This is a genomic window from Bradyrhizobium sp., from assembly GCF_030654605.1.
Lineage (GTDB): Bacteria > Pseudomonadota > Alphaproteobacteria > Rhizobiales > Xanthobacteraceae > Bradyrhizobium.
On the sequence record NZ_JAURXB010000192.1, the window covers coordinates 24,579 to 39,083 of the forward strand.

The 14,505-nt window shown below is 64.2% G+C and carries 13 protein-coding genes; 9 read left to right on the forward strand and 4 right to left on the reverse strand.

The genetic code is table 11. The features are described from left to right. From Q7U29_RS17645 to Q7U29_RS17660, 4 genes are all read left to right on the forward strand, one after another. A complete protein-coding gene (locus Q7U29_RS17645) occupies positions 1-348 on the forward strand; it encodes a protocatechuate 4,5-dioxygenase subunit alpha (protein WP_304743618.1) in 348 nt (115 codons plus the stop codon). A 3-nt stretch (positions 349-351) separates the two neighbouring features. Next, positions 352-1,191: a class III extradiol dioxygenase family protein gene (locus Q7U29_RS17650; protein ID WP_304743619.1), complete on the forward strand. Its 840-nt coding sequence runs from the start codon at positions 352-354 to the stop codon at positions 1,189-1,191. 146 nt (positions 1,192-1,337) lie between these two features. Next, positions 1,338-2,327 carry an alpha/beta fold hydrolase gene (locus Q7U29_RS17655; protein ID WP_304743621.1) on the forward strand — a complete coding sequence of 330 codons (990 nt, stop codon included), beginning with the start codon at positions 1,338-1,340 and terminating at the stop codon, positions 2,325-2,327. 116 nt (positions 2,328-2,443) lie between these two features. After that, a complete protein-coding gene (locus tag Q7U29_RS17660; protein ID WP_304743623.1) occupies positions 2,444-3,877 on the forward strand; it encodes a 1-acyl-sn-glycerol-3-phosphate acyltransferase in 1,434 nt (477 codons plus the stop codon). A gap of 215 nt (positions 3,878-4,092) precedes the next feature. On the opposite strand, the gene Q7U29_RS17665 is transcribed toward Q7U29_RS17660, so the two are convergent. The 3 genes from Q7U29_RS17665 to Q7U29_RS17675 are packed head-to-tail and all read right to left on the reverse strand — an operon-like array spanning position 4,093 to position 7,294. Continuing rightward, positions 4,093-5,652: a DHA2 family efflux MFS transporter permease subunit gene (locus Q7U29_RS17665; protein ID WP_304743624.1), complete on the reverse strand. Its 1,560-nt coding sequence runs from the start codon at positions 5,650-5,652 to the stop codon at positions 4,093-4,095. Between the two features lie 6 nt (positions 5,653-5,658). Further along, positions 5,659-6,822 (reverse strand): HlyD family secretion protein, encoded by a 1,164-nt coding sequence (locus Q7U29_RS17670; RefSeq protein ID WP_304743626.1) that lies wholly within the window; start codon positions 6,820-6,822, stop codon positions 5,659-5,661. After that, on the reverse strand, positions 6,815-7,294 hold the full coding sequence (locus tag Q7U29_RS17675) for a MarR family winged helix-turn-helix transcriptional regulator (RefSeq protein WP_304743628.1): 480 nt from the start codon (positions 7,292-7,294) through the stop codon (positions 6,815-6,817). Before Q7U29_RS17675 ends, Q7U29_RS17670 begins: the two co-directional genes overlap by 8 nt. Positions 7,295-7,534: 240 nt before the next feature. Between Q7U29_RS17675 and Q7U29_RS17680 the strand changes: the two genes are divergently transcribed. Beyond that, positions 7,535-8,026 (forward strand): Fur family transcriptional regulator, encoded by a 492-nt coding sequence (locus Q7U29_RS17680; protein ID WP_304743629.1) that lies wholly within the window; start codon positions 7,535-7,537, stop codon positions 8,024-8,026. Positions 8,027-8,059: 33 nt separating this feature from the next. Then, positions 8,060-9,007, forward strand: a complete 948-nt coding sequence (locus Q7U29_RS17685; RefSeq protein WP_304743631.1) for a DMT family transporter — start codon at positions 8,060-8,062, stop codon at positions 9,005-9,007. A gap of 121 nt (positions 9,008-9,128) precedes the next feature. On the opposite strand, the gene Q7U29_RS17690 is transcribed toward Q7U29_RS17685, so the two are convergent. Then, entirely contained in the window at positions 9,129-10,004 is an 876-nt protein-coding gene (locus Q7U29_RS17690) for a sulfurtransferase (RefSeq protein WP_304743632.1), read from the reverse strand. A 268-nt stretch (positions 10,005-10,272) separates the two neighbouring features. Here Q7U29_RS17690 and ispG point away from each other — a divergent pair, with 268 nt between their 5' ends. The 3 genes from ispG to Q7U29_RS17705 all read left to right on the forward strand — a co-directional run bounded on the left by ispG (position 10,273) and on the right by Q7U29_RS17705 (position 14,239). Continuing rightward, positions 10,273-11,556 carry a flavodoxin-dependent (E)-4-hydroxy-3-methylbut-2-enyl-diphosphate synthase gene (gene ispG / locus Q7U29_RS17695; RefSeq protein ID WP_304743634.1) on the forward strand — a complete coding sequence of 428 codons (1,284 nt, stop codon included), beginning with the start codon at positions 10,273-10,275 and terminating at the stop codon, positions 11,554-11,556. 234 nt (positions 11,557-11,790) lie between these two features. Continuing rightward, positions 11,791-12,681, forward strand: coding sequence for a TauD/TfdA family dioxygenase (locus tag Q7U29_RS17700; protein ID WP_304743636.1), 891 nt, complete (start codon positions 11,791-11,793; stop codon positions 12,679-12,681). Positions 12,682-12,901: 220 nt separating this feature from the next. After that, positions 12,902-14,239, forward strand: a complete 1,338-nt coding sequence (locus Q7U29_RS17705; protein WP_304743637.1) for a Rieske 2Fe-2S domain-containing protein — start codon at positions 12,902-12,904, stop codon at positions 14,237-14,239. Positions 14,240-14,505 lie beyond the last annotated feature (266 nt).

Here is a 14,505-nt window from a genome sequence, read left to right on the forward strand (position 1 = left end):
ATGGCCAGTGCGCGACAGCCGGTACCCGGCACCACCATTTTTGACGGCGAGCAGGCCCGCAAGGGCTACGCCCTGAACAAGATGTGCTACTCGTTCAACGACGCCGCCAACCGGCGGGCCTTCGTCGAGGACGAAGACGCCTACTGCGCCAGATACGGCCTCAACCCGCAGCAGCGCGAGGCGATCCGCAACCGCAACGTATTGCAGCTGATCGAAGCCGGCGGCAACGCCTACTATCTGGCGAAGTTCGCCGGGATCTTCGGGCTCGACATGCAGGACATCGGCGCCCAGCAGACCGGCCTCACCAAGGATCAGTTCAAGGCGAAACTTCTGGCGGCAAGGGGATAGGCCATGGCCAGCATAGTCGGGACCATCACCACGTCGCACGTTCCCGCCATCGGCGGCGCGATCGCCAAGGGCCTGCAGAACGACCCCTACTGGAAACCCTTCTTCGACGGTTTCCCGCCGGTGCGCGAATGGCTCGCCAAGGTGAAACCGGATGTCATCGTGCTGGTCTATAATGACCACGGACTGAATTTCTTCCTCGACAAGATGCCGACCTTCGCCGTCGGTGCGGCCAGCGAGTACCGCAATGCCGACGAGGGGTGGGGGATTCCGACGCTGCCGCCGTTCCGCGGCGACCAGGCGCTGTCATGGCACCTGATCGAGCAGCTGGTGGCCGAGGAGTTCGACCTTACCACCTGCCAGGAGATGGTGGTCGACCATGCCTTCACCCTGCCGATGGCGCTGTGCTGGCCCGACATGAAATGGCCGGTCCGCACCATCCCGGTGTGCGTCAATACCGTGCAGGGGCCGCTGCCCACGGCGGCGCGCTGTTACAAGCTCGGCCAGGCGATCGGTCGGGCGATCGCATCGTGGCCGGGGCACGAACGGGTGGTCGTCATGGGCACCGGAGGCCTGTCGCACCAGCTCGACGGCGAGCGCGCCGGCTTCATCAACAAGGAGTTCGACCTCGCGTTCATGGATAGTATGGTCACCAACCCGGCCTGGGCGACGCAGTATTCGACCACGGAGCTGGTCGAGCTTTCAGGCACCCAGGGCGTCGAACTGCTCAATTGGGTGGTGGCGCGCGGCGCGCTGCCGGAGAAGGTGAAGCAGCAGCACGCCAATTATCACATCCCGATCTCGAACACGGCGTCGGGGCTGATGGTGCTGGAGCCGCTGGGCTGAGGCCGGGCGCGCATTGGCTGGAGGGTCGCGGGCGAAGCTGATATGGCTGATCCCGCTCGGGCCCAGGGACGTCGATGTCAAGGACGTCGATGTCTTGCAGGCCTCCTGCGTGTCCTTGCTGCATCTTTCCCCCCTCCGGTTCCGCCATGAAGCTCGTTTCCACTCCCGGCAATCCGTGTCCCGACGGTGCCGTCACGGGCATGATCCAGACGCCGGACGGCGTGGCGCTGCGTTTCGCGCGCTGGGACTCGCCCGCCGATGCCAAGGAAGACATCAAGGGAACCGTCTGCGTCTTCACCGGCCGCAGCGAGTTCATTGAAAAGTATTTCGAGACCGTGCGCGAACTGCGGCAACGCGGCTTCGCGGTCGCCGTCATGGACTGGCGCGGACAGGGGCATTCGTCGCGGCAGCTGCCCGATCCGCGCAAGGGGCATGTCGTGCGTTTTTCCGATTTCGAGATCGACGTTGCGACCTTCATGCAGCACGTGGTCGTTCCCCATTGCCCGCCGCCCTATTATGCGCTGGCGCACTCGATGGGCGGCGCCGTCATGCTGCGTGTCGCGCATGCCCGCAAGCGCTGGTTCGAACGCATGGTTCTGGCCGCGCCGCTGATCGACTTGCCGCAACCGCGCTCCTCCTGGCCCTTGCGCTTGCTGATGCGGACCCTGCGCCGCACCGGCTTCGGCGACAGCTACGTTCCGGGCAGCAACGTCGATCGGACCAGGGCATCGGGCTTCCCCGATAACCCGCTCACTTCCGATCCCGGGCGATATGCGCGCAACGCCGCGATTCTCGAACAGGATTCAACGCTCGGGATTGGTTCTCCTACGGTCGCCTGGCTCGACGCTGCATTCGACACGGTGATCGAATTTCGGGCCGCTGATTACGCGTCGCATATCGGGCAACCGGTTCTGATGGTGGCGGCGGGTGCCGATACCGTCGTATCGGCGACAACCATCAAGGAATTTGCCGCCCGGCTGCCGGCGGGATCTCATCTGGTGATCGAGGGCGCCCGGCATGAAATCCTGCAGGAGGCCGACCTCTATCGCGAGCAGTTCTGGGCGGCCTTCGATGCCTTCGTGCCGGGCGCGCCAGTGCGGGCAGCCCCGGAGGCCATCCCCGGAGCGTCAATTTAAGGGTGTGCGGGCCCACAAGCCTCTTGCGGCCAGGCGGCGCCTTCGATGGTATCCTGATCGGAGGGGCGCCCTGGCCGGCAGGGCGATCCAGGGGAGGCGGCGAGACAGGGGGCGCTATGGGGTCGCAGGTTGCCGTGCCGCTATGGGCCGTCATCATCGTCGCCTTGCTGGCGGCGCTGGCGGTGATCGACCGCATCCTGATGCCGAGCGTGCGCTGGGCGCTGCGGCGGCGCGCCAATCGCGCCATCGACGAACTCAATACCCGCCTCAAGCTTCACATCCAGCCGTTCAAATTGACAAAACGCCAGGTGCTGATCGACCGCCTGGTGTTCGATCCGGAAGTGCTGCACGCGGCCGACGAATACGCCAAAGAAGCCGGCGTTCCGCGCGAAGTCTCGATGGAGAAGGTGAAGCGCTACGCCCAGGAGATCGTTCCCTCGTTCAGCGCCTATGCCTATTTCCGCGTGGGAACGCGGATCGCCCGCAGCATCTCCCAGATGCTCTATCGCGTCCGCATCGGCTATCGCAACGACGATGCGCTGGCCAGGGTCGATCCCGGATCTTCGGTCATCTTCGTCATCAACCATCGCTCCAACATGGATTACGTGCTGGTGACCTATGTCGCCGCGACGTCGTCGGCGCTGAGCTACGCCGTTGGTGAATGGGCGCAGGTCTGGGGGCTGCGCGGCCTGATCCGCTCGATGGGGGCCTATTTCATCTCCAGGGATTCCCGTGAGGGGCTCTATCGCAAGGTGCTGGCGCGCTACGTCCACATGGCAACGTCGGCAGGCGTGACGCAGGCGATCTTTCCGGAAGGCGGTCTCAGCCGCGATGGCCGGCTGCGCCCGCCGAAATTCGGGCTGTTGAGCTACATGGTCTCGGGTTTCGATCCGCTCGGCCCGCGCGACGTGGTGTTCGTCCCCGTGGCGGTCAATTACGACCGCGTGCTGGAGGATCGCATGCTGACCTCCGTCGCCAGTACCGAGCCTGGGAAAAAGCCGGTGTTCGGCTTCAACGCAAAAGTGTTCGCGAGCCATGTCTTTCGCCACATCGGGATGGCGATCCGCGGCGAGTGGCATCGCTTCGGCTATACCTGCGTGAGCTTCGGCGAGCCGGTGTCGCTTCGAAAGCATGTCGCCGAGGCCAACATCGATTTCCGCCTGCTGGCGCCCGAAGCGCGCCATGCCGAGACCGAAAAGCTCGGTAACAGGCTGATGCAGGCCGTCGGCCGGGTGGTCCCGGCGCTGCCGGTCTCGCTGGTATCGACCGCGATGCTGGAGGCCGGCGACAAGCCGCTCTCCCTGCTCGACATCAAGCAGCGTGTGTCGGAGTTGATCGGCGTGCTGGAGGCCCAGGGCAGCTACGTCCACATTCCGCGGGCCGATCGCGACTACGCGATATCGGTAGGTTTACGCATGCTGACGCTGCGCCATCTGGTGCTGGAGGAAGACGGCAGCTATCGCGCCAACCCGGACGAACTGATCCTGCTGAAGTACTACGCCAACGCCATCGTGCATCTGTTCGAGACGCAGGCGAAGCCGGCGGAATAGCGCCCACCTGCCGGTGCTTGCTTTCTTCTCCCCAACTCCCGCGAAGCGGTGGGGAGGGGTCGGGGGTGGGGGGTCTATCAGCGCATACGACTGACAGCGAATCTTCGCATACCGTTGACAGCGAGTCCGCGGAAGCGCCCCCCACCCCGCCCCCTCCCCGCCACGCGCCCGGGCGCGTGGAGGGAGGGGAGAGGAGGGAGGGGAGAGGAGCATCGCTACTCGATCACCGCATGTTCCGGCGCCACCGACTGCTTGCGCAGCGTGGCCTTGCTCGATCCGATCATGATGGTCAGCGGGATCGCGCACAGCGTGAAGATCATCACCATCTGGTAATCGTGCGAGAAGGCGATGACCTGCGCCTGCAGCTTGACGATGGCGTCCATCAGGGCGCGGCCCTTGTCGGTGCCGAGGTCGATCATGGCCCGCACCTGTGGCATCTGCATCGCATGGTTGAACGGATTGATGTGCTGCGACAGCACAGCGTAACTCCACCGCGACCCCTCGGTCAGCTGCGAGATGACAAGGGAAATGCCGATCGAGCTGCCGACGTTGCGCAACAGCGTCAGCATCGAGGTGCCGTCGGTGCGCAGATGATTGGGCAGCGTCAGGAACGCCACCGTGGAGAGCGGCACGAACACGAGACCGAATCCGAAGCCCTGGAAGATGCTGATGATCAGGATCTCGTTGACGCCGGTCTGGTCGGTCCAGGCCGTCATCCAGAACAGCGACACGCAGGTCATGCCGAGGCCGCTGACGATCAGCGTACGCGCCTCGATATAGCGCATCAGCCGCCCGACCATCATCATGGCGACGAAGGTGCCGAAGCCGCGGCTCGCCAGCAGCAGGCCGGCGGTGATGATGGGGTAACCGAGCACGTTCTGCAGGAACGGCGATGCCAGCGCCATGGTCGAGAACAGCACCACGCCCATGACCGACATGAACACGCAGCCGCCGACGAAATTCTTGTCGCGGAACAGCGCGAACTGGATGAATGGTTTGTCCGTCGTCAGCGAATGCGCGAGGAAATAATAGAACCCGACGGCCGAGATGATGAACTCGGCGATGATCTCGTTCGAGCTCAGCCAGCCGAGCTGTTCGCCGCGGTCGAGCGCGATCTGCAAGGATCCGATGCCGACCGCGAGCGCGGTGAAGCCGAACCAGTCGAAGCGCAGCTCGCGCGCCTTTTTGGTCTCGTCCATGAACACCATCAGGCCGAGCACGGTGAAGATGCCGAACGGCAGATTGACCAGGAACACCCAGTGCCAGGAATAGGTTTCGGTCAGCCAGGCGCCCAGCGACGGTCCCATGATCGGACCCATCATCACGCCCATGCCCCAGATCGCCATCGCCTTGGCGCGCTCATGCAGCGCGTAGGAGTCGAGCATCACCGCCTGCGACAGCGGCACCAGCGCGGCGCCGAACACGCCCTGCAGCAGGCGGAACAGCACCATCTGGTAGATGTCCTGGGCGGCGCCGCACAGCACCGACGCGATCGTGAAGCCGGCGGAGCAGATGATGAAGATCCGCTTGCGGCCGAACCTGTTGGCGATCCAGCCCACCGGCGCGGTCATGATCGCCGCCGCCACGATGTAGGAGGTCAGCACCCAGTTGATCTGGTCCTGCGAGGTCGACAGGGTGCCCTGCATGTAGGGCAGCGCGACGTTGGCGATGGTGGTGTCCAGCGCCTGCATGATGGTCGCCGTCATCGCGCAGATCGTCACCATGGTCCGGCGCAGGCCGGGAACGGCAACGGGGGCTGCGGCCGAATTCGGCATGGCCGCTCAGTCCTCCTTGGCCGCCACCGCCGGCGAGCCGAACAGATTGGCGAGCGAACGGCGATGCTTGGTGTCGATGGTGGCGTAGACGCTCATGCCGGCCTTCAGCTTGCGGACGAAGGCGTCGTTGTTGTCGAAATAGATCCGCACCGGCACGCGCTGCACCACCTTGACGAAATTGCCGGTGGCGTTCTGCGGCGGCAGGATGGCGAATTGCGCGCCGGTGCCTGGCGACAGCGAGCCTACCGTGCCCTTGAAGACGTGGTTGGGGAAGGCATCGACGTCGAGGGTGACGGACTGGCCGACCGCGACATAGGTGAAATCCGATTCCTTCGGATTGGCGTCGACCCACGGGTTCGAGGTGTCGATCACGGAAAACACCGGGCTGCCTGCGATGACGTGGCGGCCGAGCTGGATCTGCTCGACCTGGGTGGCGGTGCCGTTCATCGGCGCGCGCACGGTCGAGAGATCGAGGTTGCGCTGGGCGTCGTCGAGCACGGCCTTGGCCTGCATGTAGGCCGGAAACCGTTCGAGCGGCAGGTCGGGGTCACCGAGCAGCTGGTTGAGGGCGTTCGAGCGCTGCTGGGTGACGATCTGCCGCTGCGCCTGCGCGGTCACCAGCGCGGTGGCGCTGTTGTCGAGGTCGAGCTGCGATCCGGCATTGCTCTTGACCAGCGAATTCTTGCGCTCGACATCCTTCTGCTTCAGCGCGATGCCGGCGTTGACCAGCTCGATGGTCTGTCCATAGAGCTTCACATTGGCGACGAGGTTGGCGTGGCCGGTCCTGGCGTCTTCGAGCTTGGCGCGCGCCTGCGCCAGCGCCAGCTGGAACGGCACCGGGTCGATCTGGAACAGGACGTCGCCGGTGGTGACCTGCTGGCCCTCCTTCACCGTGACGCTGATGATCTTGCCGGAAACGTCCGGCGTGATCAGCACCTTCTGGGCACCGACATAGGCGTCGTCGGTGGTCACGTAGCGGCCGCCGTTGAGATAGAAGGTAATGCCGGCCACCAGCGCCACCAGCGGCAGCACCACCAGCAGCAGAAAACGGCGGTAGCGCCGCATGCCCGCCATCAGGCGGCGGCGCGGCTCCGCGGCGATCCTGGTCCGGGGTTTTAGGGGCGGCTCGCCTTTCTGCTCCGGCGGGAATTTGAGGACTGGATCAGCCAATTTGCTGCTCCTTGTTGAGCGCTGCACCGGCCGGGTTCTGAATCGCGTTGCGGACGTTTTCCTTGATCGCCTCGAGCTGCGCCAGCAGACGGTGGGCGTCGGCCGGATTGATGCCTTCGAGCGCGGTCGCCGTCAGTTCGGAGCGCAGCCCGCCGAGCTTGCCGAGCAGCGGGCGCGCGGCCTTCTTGAGGTAAAGCCGGTTGACGCGGCGGTCGCTGGCGTCGCTGCGGCGCTCGATCCAGCCGGCGTCGCACAGTCTGTCGATCAGCCGCGTCAGCGTGATCGGCTGCATTTCCATCTGTTCGGCAAGCTCCGACTGCTTCAGACCCTCGGTGCGTTCCACCTTGGCCAGAACAGCCCATTGCGCGCGGGTGATGCCGTAGCGCGCCGCCTGCTTGTCGGCATAGGCGCGCACCATCCGCTGCACTTCGCCCAGCGTGAACAGGAAGTTCATATCCACGGAACCGGGCATGGGTATCTCCGTAAGCAAGCGATATTATAAGCTAGCTTATCAACCCGGCTTTTCAAGTTAATTCAAAACCAGCCTGCGGCAGGGGGCTGCTCCGCGGACAGCACATGGCTCGGCCCCGGAATGCCGCTCACCATCGGCATTTCAGCTCCGTCTGGTAAAAAGCCCCAGATTGGTGCGGCGCAATTGGAGGCTGGCGGAACATGGACCATCAGGTTCATCCGCGTTACATCATGAGCTGTCATGACCCTGGCCAAACCGACCTTCCCCGCGCCCGATCACGATCACGACCGCTGCACCGCGGACGGGATTCTGCATGCCGAGCAGGTCTGCAAGTCGAGAGCGCAGAAATTCACCCCGATCCGCCGCCAGGTGCTGCAAGCGCTGCTGTCCAGCCACCGCCCGCTCGGCGCCTATGAGGTGATCGACGAACTGGCAAAGTCGATGCCGCGGCCGGCGCCGATCACGGTGTACCGGGCGCTCGATTTCCTCATGGAGAACGGCCTCGTCCACCGCATCGAAAGCCGCAACGCCTTCCTGGCCTGCGCGCATGACCATGACGCCACCGCGATGGTGGCGTTCCTGATCTGCGAGCGCTGCGGTTCGGTCGGCGAAATTCCGGCGGCGCCCGTAGCCCAAAGCCTCAACGCCGCGGCGCGCGCCTCCGGCTTCGCGCCAAAACTGTCCGTCGTCGAAATCACCGGCACCTGCGCGCACTGCCAGAAGGCCGCATAATAAGAAACGGCGCGAAGCCGCTCGCGAGGATCAATGTCGTCAGATCAAATGCAGCCATCGGCCGGGCGTCCGCTCAGCGCCGGCGCCACCGCGCTGATGCTGATGCTGTGCCTGAGCTGGGGTTTCAATCAGATCGCCGTCAAGCTGGTGCTGCCGGATGTGCCGCCGATGCTGCAGGCGCTGATTCGCTCGGTCGGCGCCTTGCCGGTGCTGCTGCTCATCGGCTGGTGGCGCGGCGTCAAATTCTTTGCGCGTGACGGCACGCTGTGGCCGGGCCTGTGTGCCGGCATCATCTTCGGCGTCGAATTCGTGCTGATCTATCGCGGCCTGTTGCTGACCTCGGCCTCTCGCGCCGTGGTGTTTCTCTATACCGCGCCGTTCTTCGTGGCGCTCGGCTCCTATTCGTTTCTCGGCGAGCGGCTGCGCGCGTCGCAATGGGGCGGGCTGGGTTTGAGCTTTGCCGGTGTGGCGCTGGCGATCGGCGTGCCGCAGGCCAATGTCGATGCCGATGTGCTGCTCGGCGATCTCCTGATCGTCGCCGGCGGCGCGCTGTGGGCGGCGACCACGCTGCTGGTCAAGGCGACCTCGCTGCTGAAGGCGCCAGCGGAAAAGGGCCTCGGCTACCAGGTGGCGATGTCGATTCCGATTCTGGCTTTCGCGGCGTGGGTCTCCGGCGAACGGTTGACCCATATGCCCGGGCTGTTGTCGGTGTCGCTGCTGTCCTACCAGGCGTTCTGGGTAGTCGGGCTGACATTTCTGCTGTGGTTCGCCCTGATCAAAACCTATTCCGCCAGCAAGCTGTCCGCCTTCACCTTCATCACGCCCTTGTTCGGCGTGGTCGCCAGCTATTTCGTCCTGAATGACACGCTGACCATCACCTTCGGCGTCGCGGCGCTGCTGGTGATCGCGGGGCTTTATCTGGTGAACCGGCCGGAAGTTTCCGGGCCGAAGGTGGTGACGGATCCGAACGTGCCGGCGTGAAGTGGCTTTCGCTAACGCGTTAGACCGTCATTGCGAGCGCAGCGAAGCAATCCAGCTTCCTTCCTTACGGCAGCAAAGCTGGATTGCTTCGTCGCTTCGCTCCTCGCAATGACGAAAGCCGCTACCCCGCCTCGATCGGCAACGATTCATCCTTCGCCCACTCGCCCATCGAGGCGTCGTACAAAGCGAGATTGTCGTAACCGAGCCGATAGAGCTGGAACAGGTCGATGGTGGCGGAGATGCCGCCGCCGCAATAGGCCACCACGCGCTTGTCCTTCGTCACGCCTTGCGCGGCGAATTTGCTCTCCGCGTCCGCCAGCGGCAGAAAAGCTTTCGTTTCCGGATTGATCAAGGTCGCCGCCGACACGTTGACGCTGCCGGGAATATGCCCCGGCCGGCCGTAACGGCTCGGCTCCAGGCCCTTGTGCAGTTGCGGGTTGAGCGCGTTGACGACGACGGTGTCGCGATCGCCGCTGGCCTGCAGCGTCGCGTGCTTGTCGACGAAATAGCCGGCCCGCGGTTTGGCGATGAATGTCGCCGGCGGATAACCTTTTGCCGGCCCGGTTTCGAGCGCACGGCCCTCGGCCTTCCATGTGTCGAGCCCGCCATCCAGCACCGCGGCATTGTCATAGCCGAGCGATTTCAGCATCCACCAGAACCGCGTCGCCCATTGCGGCGTCCCGATGCTGTAGAGCACCACCCGGCTGTTCGCTCCGAGCCCATGTCGGCCGAACGCGGCCTCAAGCTGGGCTGTGGCCGGCATCATGAAATGCAGCTCGATGCCGGCTTGGGAGAATTCGCCTTGCAGATCGAGAAAATCCGCGCCCGGAATATGCCCGGCCTCGAAAGTGTGCCGTCCCGGCACCGCGATATAGGGAACGCCTGAGCCTTCCGGTTGGTATTCGAGATAGGTGGTGCAATCGAACAGCCGGAGGTCGGGATGATCGAGGATTCCGGCGAGTTCCGCCGTGGTAATCAATCCGTTACGCTGCGGCATTACTGTTTCTCCCGGCAAAGTTCCGGTCATGCTAGGGCAGCAGGCAAGGGCTGAAAAGGCAGCCTCCCTCCAGGGTCTGCCCTTTAATCCCCGGATTCCGGCCCGATATAGCGGTTAATGGCCGGCGCGGTACCGAAACCACGTTTTCGGCCGGGTTGGTCGAATAAGCCATTGAACCAAAAGAGAAAAAATCCGACCCAAGATAGCGCCCCGGCATCTGCCACTGGCCCCTTGGTGAATGTCACCAAAACCTGATATTCGAGACCCCATGAACAAGCCCGAAAAACTTGCCGACGACGACGTCGCCGGCCCCAGCGCCCGGCATAAAACCACCCAGGTCATGGTCGGCAATGTCGCCGTCGGTGGCGGCGCGCCGATCGTGGTGCAGTCGATGACCAACACCGACACCGCCGATATCGAGGGCACCATCGCGCAGGTCGCCGCACTGGCGCGCGCCGGCTCGGAAATGGTGCGAATCACGGTCGACCGCGACGAGGCCGCCGCTGCCGTGCCGCATATCCGCGACGGCCTGCGCAAGCGTGGCATCACCACGCCGCTGATCGGCGATTTCCATTACCTCGGCCACAAGCTGCTGGCCGACCATCCCGCCTGCGCCGAGGCGCTCGACAAATACCGCATCAATCCCGGCAATGTCGGGTTCAAGGCCAAGCGCGACACCCAGTTCACCGACATCGTCGAGATGGCGCTGAGGTACAACAAGACGGTGCGGATCGGCGCCAATTGGGGATCGCTGGATCAGGAACTGCTGACCAAACTGATGGACGAAAACGCGCTGCTGCCGCAGCCGAAGGATGTCCGCGCGGTGACCCGCGAGGCCATGGTGCAGTCGGCGCTGTTGTCGGCCGCGCGCGCGGAAGAAATCGGCCTGCCGAAGAACCGCATGATCCTGTCCGCCAAGGTATCTGCCGTGCAGGACCTGATTGCGGTCTACGAGACGCTGGCCGAACGTTCCGATTACGCCATCCATCTCGGCCTCACCGAGGCCGGCATGGGCTCCAAGGGCATCGTCGCCTCGTCGGCCGCGCTCGGCATCCTGTTGCAGCAGGGCATCGGCGACACCATCAGGATTTCGCTGACGCCGGAGCCCGGCGGCGACCGCACGCTGGAAGTCCAGGTCGCGCAGGAACTGCTGCAGACCATGGGCTTCCGCACCTTTGTGCCGCTGGTCGCGGCATGCCCGGGCTGCGGCCGCACCACCTCGACCACCTTCCAGGAACTGGCGCGCTCGATCCAGGATTTCATCCGCGAGGAAATGCCGAGCTGGAAGAGCCGCTATCCCGGCGTCGAGTCGCTCAACGTCGCGATCATGGGCTGCATCGTCAACGGCCCCGGTGAATCCAAGCATGCCGATATCGGCATCTCGCTGCCCGGCACCGGCGAAACCCCCGCAGCCCCCGTGTTCGTCGACGGCAAGAAATTCCGCACCCTGCGCGGCCCCAACATCGCCACCGAATTCAAGGCGATGGTGATCGACTATATCGACCAGCGCTATGGCGCGGGCGCGAACGTGCCGGTGACCGCGGCGGAGTAGGGCGCTCTTAATCCGGATGGAGCGCAGCGAGATCCAAGGACGCTTCGCTCGCTGTTGAAGTTGATCTCAGTCTTTCGGCGGCGCACGGTCCGTCCCCTCTCCCGCTTGCGGGGGAGGGTTAGGGTGGGGGCTCTCTCATCCGCCAGGCCGCAAGCAGTCTGTACCCGCTGAAGCACCCCCACCCCGGCCCTCCCCCGCAAGCGGGAGAGGGTGAAGTAAGCCCGGAGGTCGCCCATGAGCTCGCTGTCCAGCAAACAAGGCCCGCGCTATCGCCACACTTCGGGCGAAGAGGCACCTTACGAGACCATCGGCGTCGAAAAGCTCACCCCGATCATCGGCGCGGAAATTTCCGGCGTCGATCTCGCAGGCGCGCTGTCCAACCGGACCATGGACGAGATCCACCGCGCGCTGGCCGAAAATCTCGTGATCTTCTTCCGCGACCAGCACATCACGCCGCAGCAGCATCTCGCCTTCGGCCGGAAATTCGGCGAGCTGCACATTCACCCCGCCGCACCCCATGAGGGCGACGATCCCGCGCTGATGAAGATCTATGCCGACAAGGACAGCCCGCGCGCCAATGGCGAGGGCTGGCACAGCGACGTGTCCTGCGACGTCGAGCCGCCGATGGGTTCGATCCTCTATATCAGGCAGTGCCCGCCGCGCGGCGGCGACACGCTGTTCGCCAACATGTATGCGGCGTACGAATCGCTGTCGGAGCGGATGAAGACCTATCTCGACGGCCTCACCGCGCTGCATGACGGCGAATCCACCTATCGCGGGCTCTACGCCAATTACGGCGTCGCCGACCGGCCGGCCTATCCCAGCGCCGAGCATCCCGTGGTGCGCACCCATCCGGTGACCGGCAAGAAGGCGCTCTACATCAATCGCGGCTTTACCCGCCACATGTCAGGCATCCCGCGCGACGAGAGCGACGCCATGCTGGCATATCTCTACCAGCACTGCGAAAATCCGCTGTTCCAGTGCCGCTTCCGCTGGACTGAAAACGCCATCGCGTTCTGGGACAACCGCTGCACCCAGCACCGCGCGATGTGGGACTACTGGCCGTATACGCGCTCCGGCACCCGGGTGACGGTGAAGGGCGAGCGGCCGGTGTTGAAGCCGTAGCCTCTCATCCGTCGTCCCTGCGAACGCAGGGCCCCATACACCGCGGCCTATCGGTGAGATGCTGTTGTTGGACACCTTCCTACAACAACAGACGACCGGGTTATGGGTCCCTGCGTTCGCAGGGACGACAGCTGAGAGGTTCTCGCCAAGTGCGTTGACGCCTCGCCTTGCCTGCGCCAAGCTCCGTCCAAAGCAATAAGCAAGATCCGGAGGTCACGCCATGCTCCGCGCCGAGGACAACAAATTCCTGACCGAAAGCGACGCCGGCACGCCGATGGGCGAGCTGCTGCGCCGCTTCTGGCTCCCCGTCCTGCTCTGCGAGGAATTGCCTGACGCCGACGGCACGCCGAAGAAGGTCGTCGTGATGGGCGAGGAATTGCTCGCCTTCCGCGACTCACGCGGCGTCGTCGGGGTCATCGATCAGTATTGTCCGCACCGCGGCGCCAATCTCTGGCTCGGCCGTAACGAGGAATGCGGCATCCGCTGCGTCTATCATGGCTGGAAATTCGACACCGACGGCCGCTGCGTCGACATGCCGACCTCCTATCCGGACCTGAATGCGAAAGACCTGATCCGCATCAAATCCTATCCGGTGCGCGAATGGGGCGACATGATCTGGGCCTATATGGGCCCGGCGGAATCAGTCCCCGAGTTGCCGGATATGGAAATGGCGCTGGTGCCGGCCTCGCACCGCTATGTCTCGAAGAAATGGCAGGACTGCAACTGGGTGCAGGCGCTGGAAGGCTCGATCGACACCGCGCATTTCACCTTCGCGCATCTGAGCTTCGAGAAAGAGGAGAACGAAATCCTCGACATCAAGAAGCATTTTGTGAATCCGCTGGTGCGTGTCGCCACCGATCACATGCGCTGGATCGCCGAGGATCCGCGGCCGGTGATCAAGATCATTCCGCACGAAGCGGGGCTGACCATCGGCGGCGGCCGGGTCACCGGCAGCGACAATATCTACTGGCGCATCGCCCAGTTCCTGATGCCGGTGCATGCCTACGCGCCGAGCGCGATGCCGGGCGAAAACATCTTCGGGCAAAGCTTCATTCCGGTGACCGACACCAATTGCTGGATCTACACCTATGCCTGGAATCCGGAGCGCCCGATCACGCAAGCCGAACGCGACGCCTATGACCGCGGCAATGGCGTGATCTCCGAGGTCGACGAGAACTACATTCCGCTGCGGAACAAATCGAACGATTATCTGATCGACCGCAAGCTGCAGAAGACCAACAGCTACACCGGCATCAAGGGCGTCTCCGAACAGGACGCCGCGGTGCAGGACAGCCAGGGCCAGATCGCCGACCGCACCCGCGAGCATCTCGGGCCGACCGATCTCGGCATCATGCATTTTCGCAAGCTGGTGATGGAATCAGCCCGCGCATTGCAGCAGGGCACGCCGCCGGCGCAACTGGCGCATCAGGACCGCTACGCCGTGCGTTCCGGCGCCTGCGTCACCGGCAAGGCCAAGGACCTGCCCGCGGTCATGGCGGAGCGTTTTGGTGATGCGGCGGGGTATGTCGGGCGGCCGCGCATAGCGGCGGCGGAATAAGGCACCCTGCCTAAACGGGTCGTCCCGGCGAACGCCGGGACCCATAATCCGCGGCGGCAATTGTTGGGGAAGGTGTCTGCTGTCTGTGTCTCATCGAGATTGCACGGCGTATGGGTCCCCGCGTTCCAGGCTGTGTGAGAAGTCGCGGTTTTTTTTGGATTAGGACACGGCGGCGTTTACGGAGGGCACAAGAATCTTCGTCAGGCGGTAGAGGGCTCCAGCGCTTCCAGCAGCGCCGGTACTCCGAGGATGCTGATCACCCGTTT

What these genes read in the sequence shown, in the direction of transcription:
- Q7U29_RS17645 (WP_304743618.1), top strand. Translation starts at nt 1, where the DNA reads ATGGCCAGTGCGCGACAGCCGGTACCCGGCACCACCATTTTTGACGGC.
- Q7U29_RS17705 (WP_304743637.1), top strand. Translation starts at nt 12,902, where the DNA reads ATGCTCCGCGCCGAGGACAACAAATTCCTGACCGAAAGCGACGCCGGC.
- Q7U29_RS17655 (WP_304743621.1), top strand. Translation starts at nt 1,338, where the DNA reads ATGAAGCTCGTTTCCACTCCCGGCAATCCGTGTCCCGACGGTGCCGTC.
- Q7U29_RS17680 (WP_304743629.1), top strand. Translation starts at nt 7,535, where the DNA reads ATGACCCTGGCCAAACCGACCTTCCCCGCGCCCGATCACGATCACGAC.
- Q7U29_RS17690 (WP_304743632.1), bottom strand. Translation starts at nt 10,004, where the DNA reads ATGCCGCAGCGTAACGGATTGATTACCACGGCGGAACTCGCCGGAATC.
- Q7U29_RS17660 (WP_304743623.1), top strand. Translation starts at nt 2,444, where the DNA reads ATGGGGTCGCAGGTTGCCGTGCCGCTATGGGCCGTCATCATCGTCGCC.
- Q7U29_RS17675 (WP_304743628.1), bottom strand. Translation starts at nt 7,294, where the DNA reads ATGCCCGGTTCCGTGGATATGAACTTCCTGTTCACGCTGGGCGAAGTG.
- Q7U29_RS17685 (WP_304743631.1), top strand. Translation starts at nt 8,060, where the DNA reads ATGTCGTCAGATCAAATGCAGCCATCGGCCGGGCGTCCGCTCAGCGCC.
- Q7U29_RS17665 (WP_304743624.1), bottom strand. Translation starts at nt 5,652, where the DNA reads ATGCCGAATTCGGCCGCAGCCCCCGTTGCCGTTCCCGGCCTGCGCCGG.
- Q7U29_RS17700 (WP_304743636.1), top strand. Translation starts at nt 11,791, where the DNA reads ATGAGCTCGCTGTCCAGCAAACAAGGCCCGCGCTATCGCCACACTTCG.
- ispG (WP_304743634.1), top strand. Translation starts at nt 10,273, where the DNA reads ATGAACAAGCCCGAAAAACTTGCCGACGACGACGTCGCCGGCCCCAGC.
- Q7U29_RS17650 (WP_304743619.1), top strand. Translation starts at nt 352, where the DNA reads ATGGCCAGCATAGTCGGGACCATCACCACGTCGCACGTTCCCGCCATC.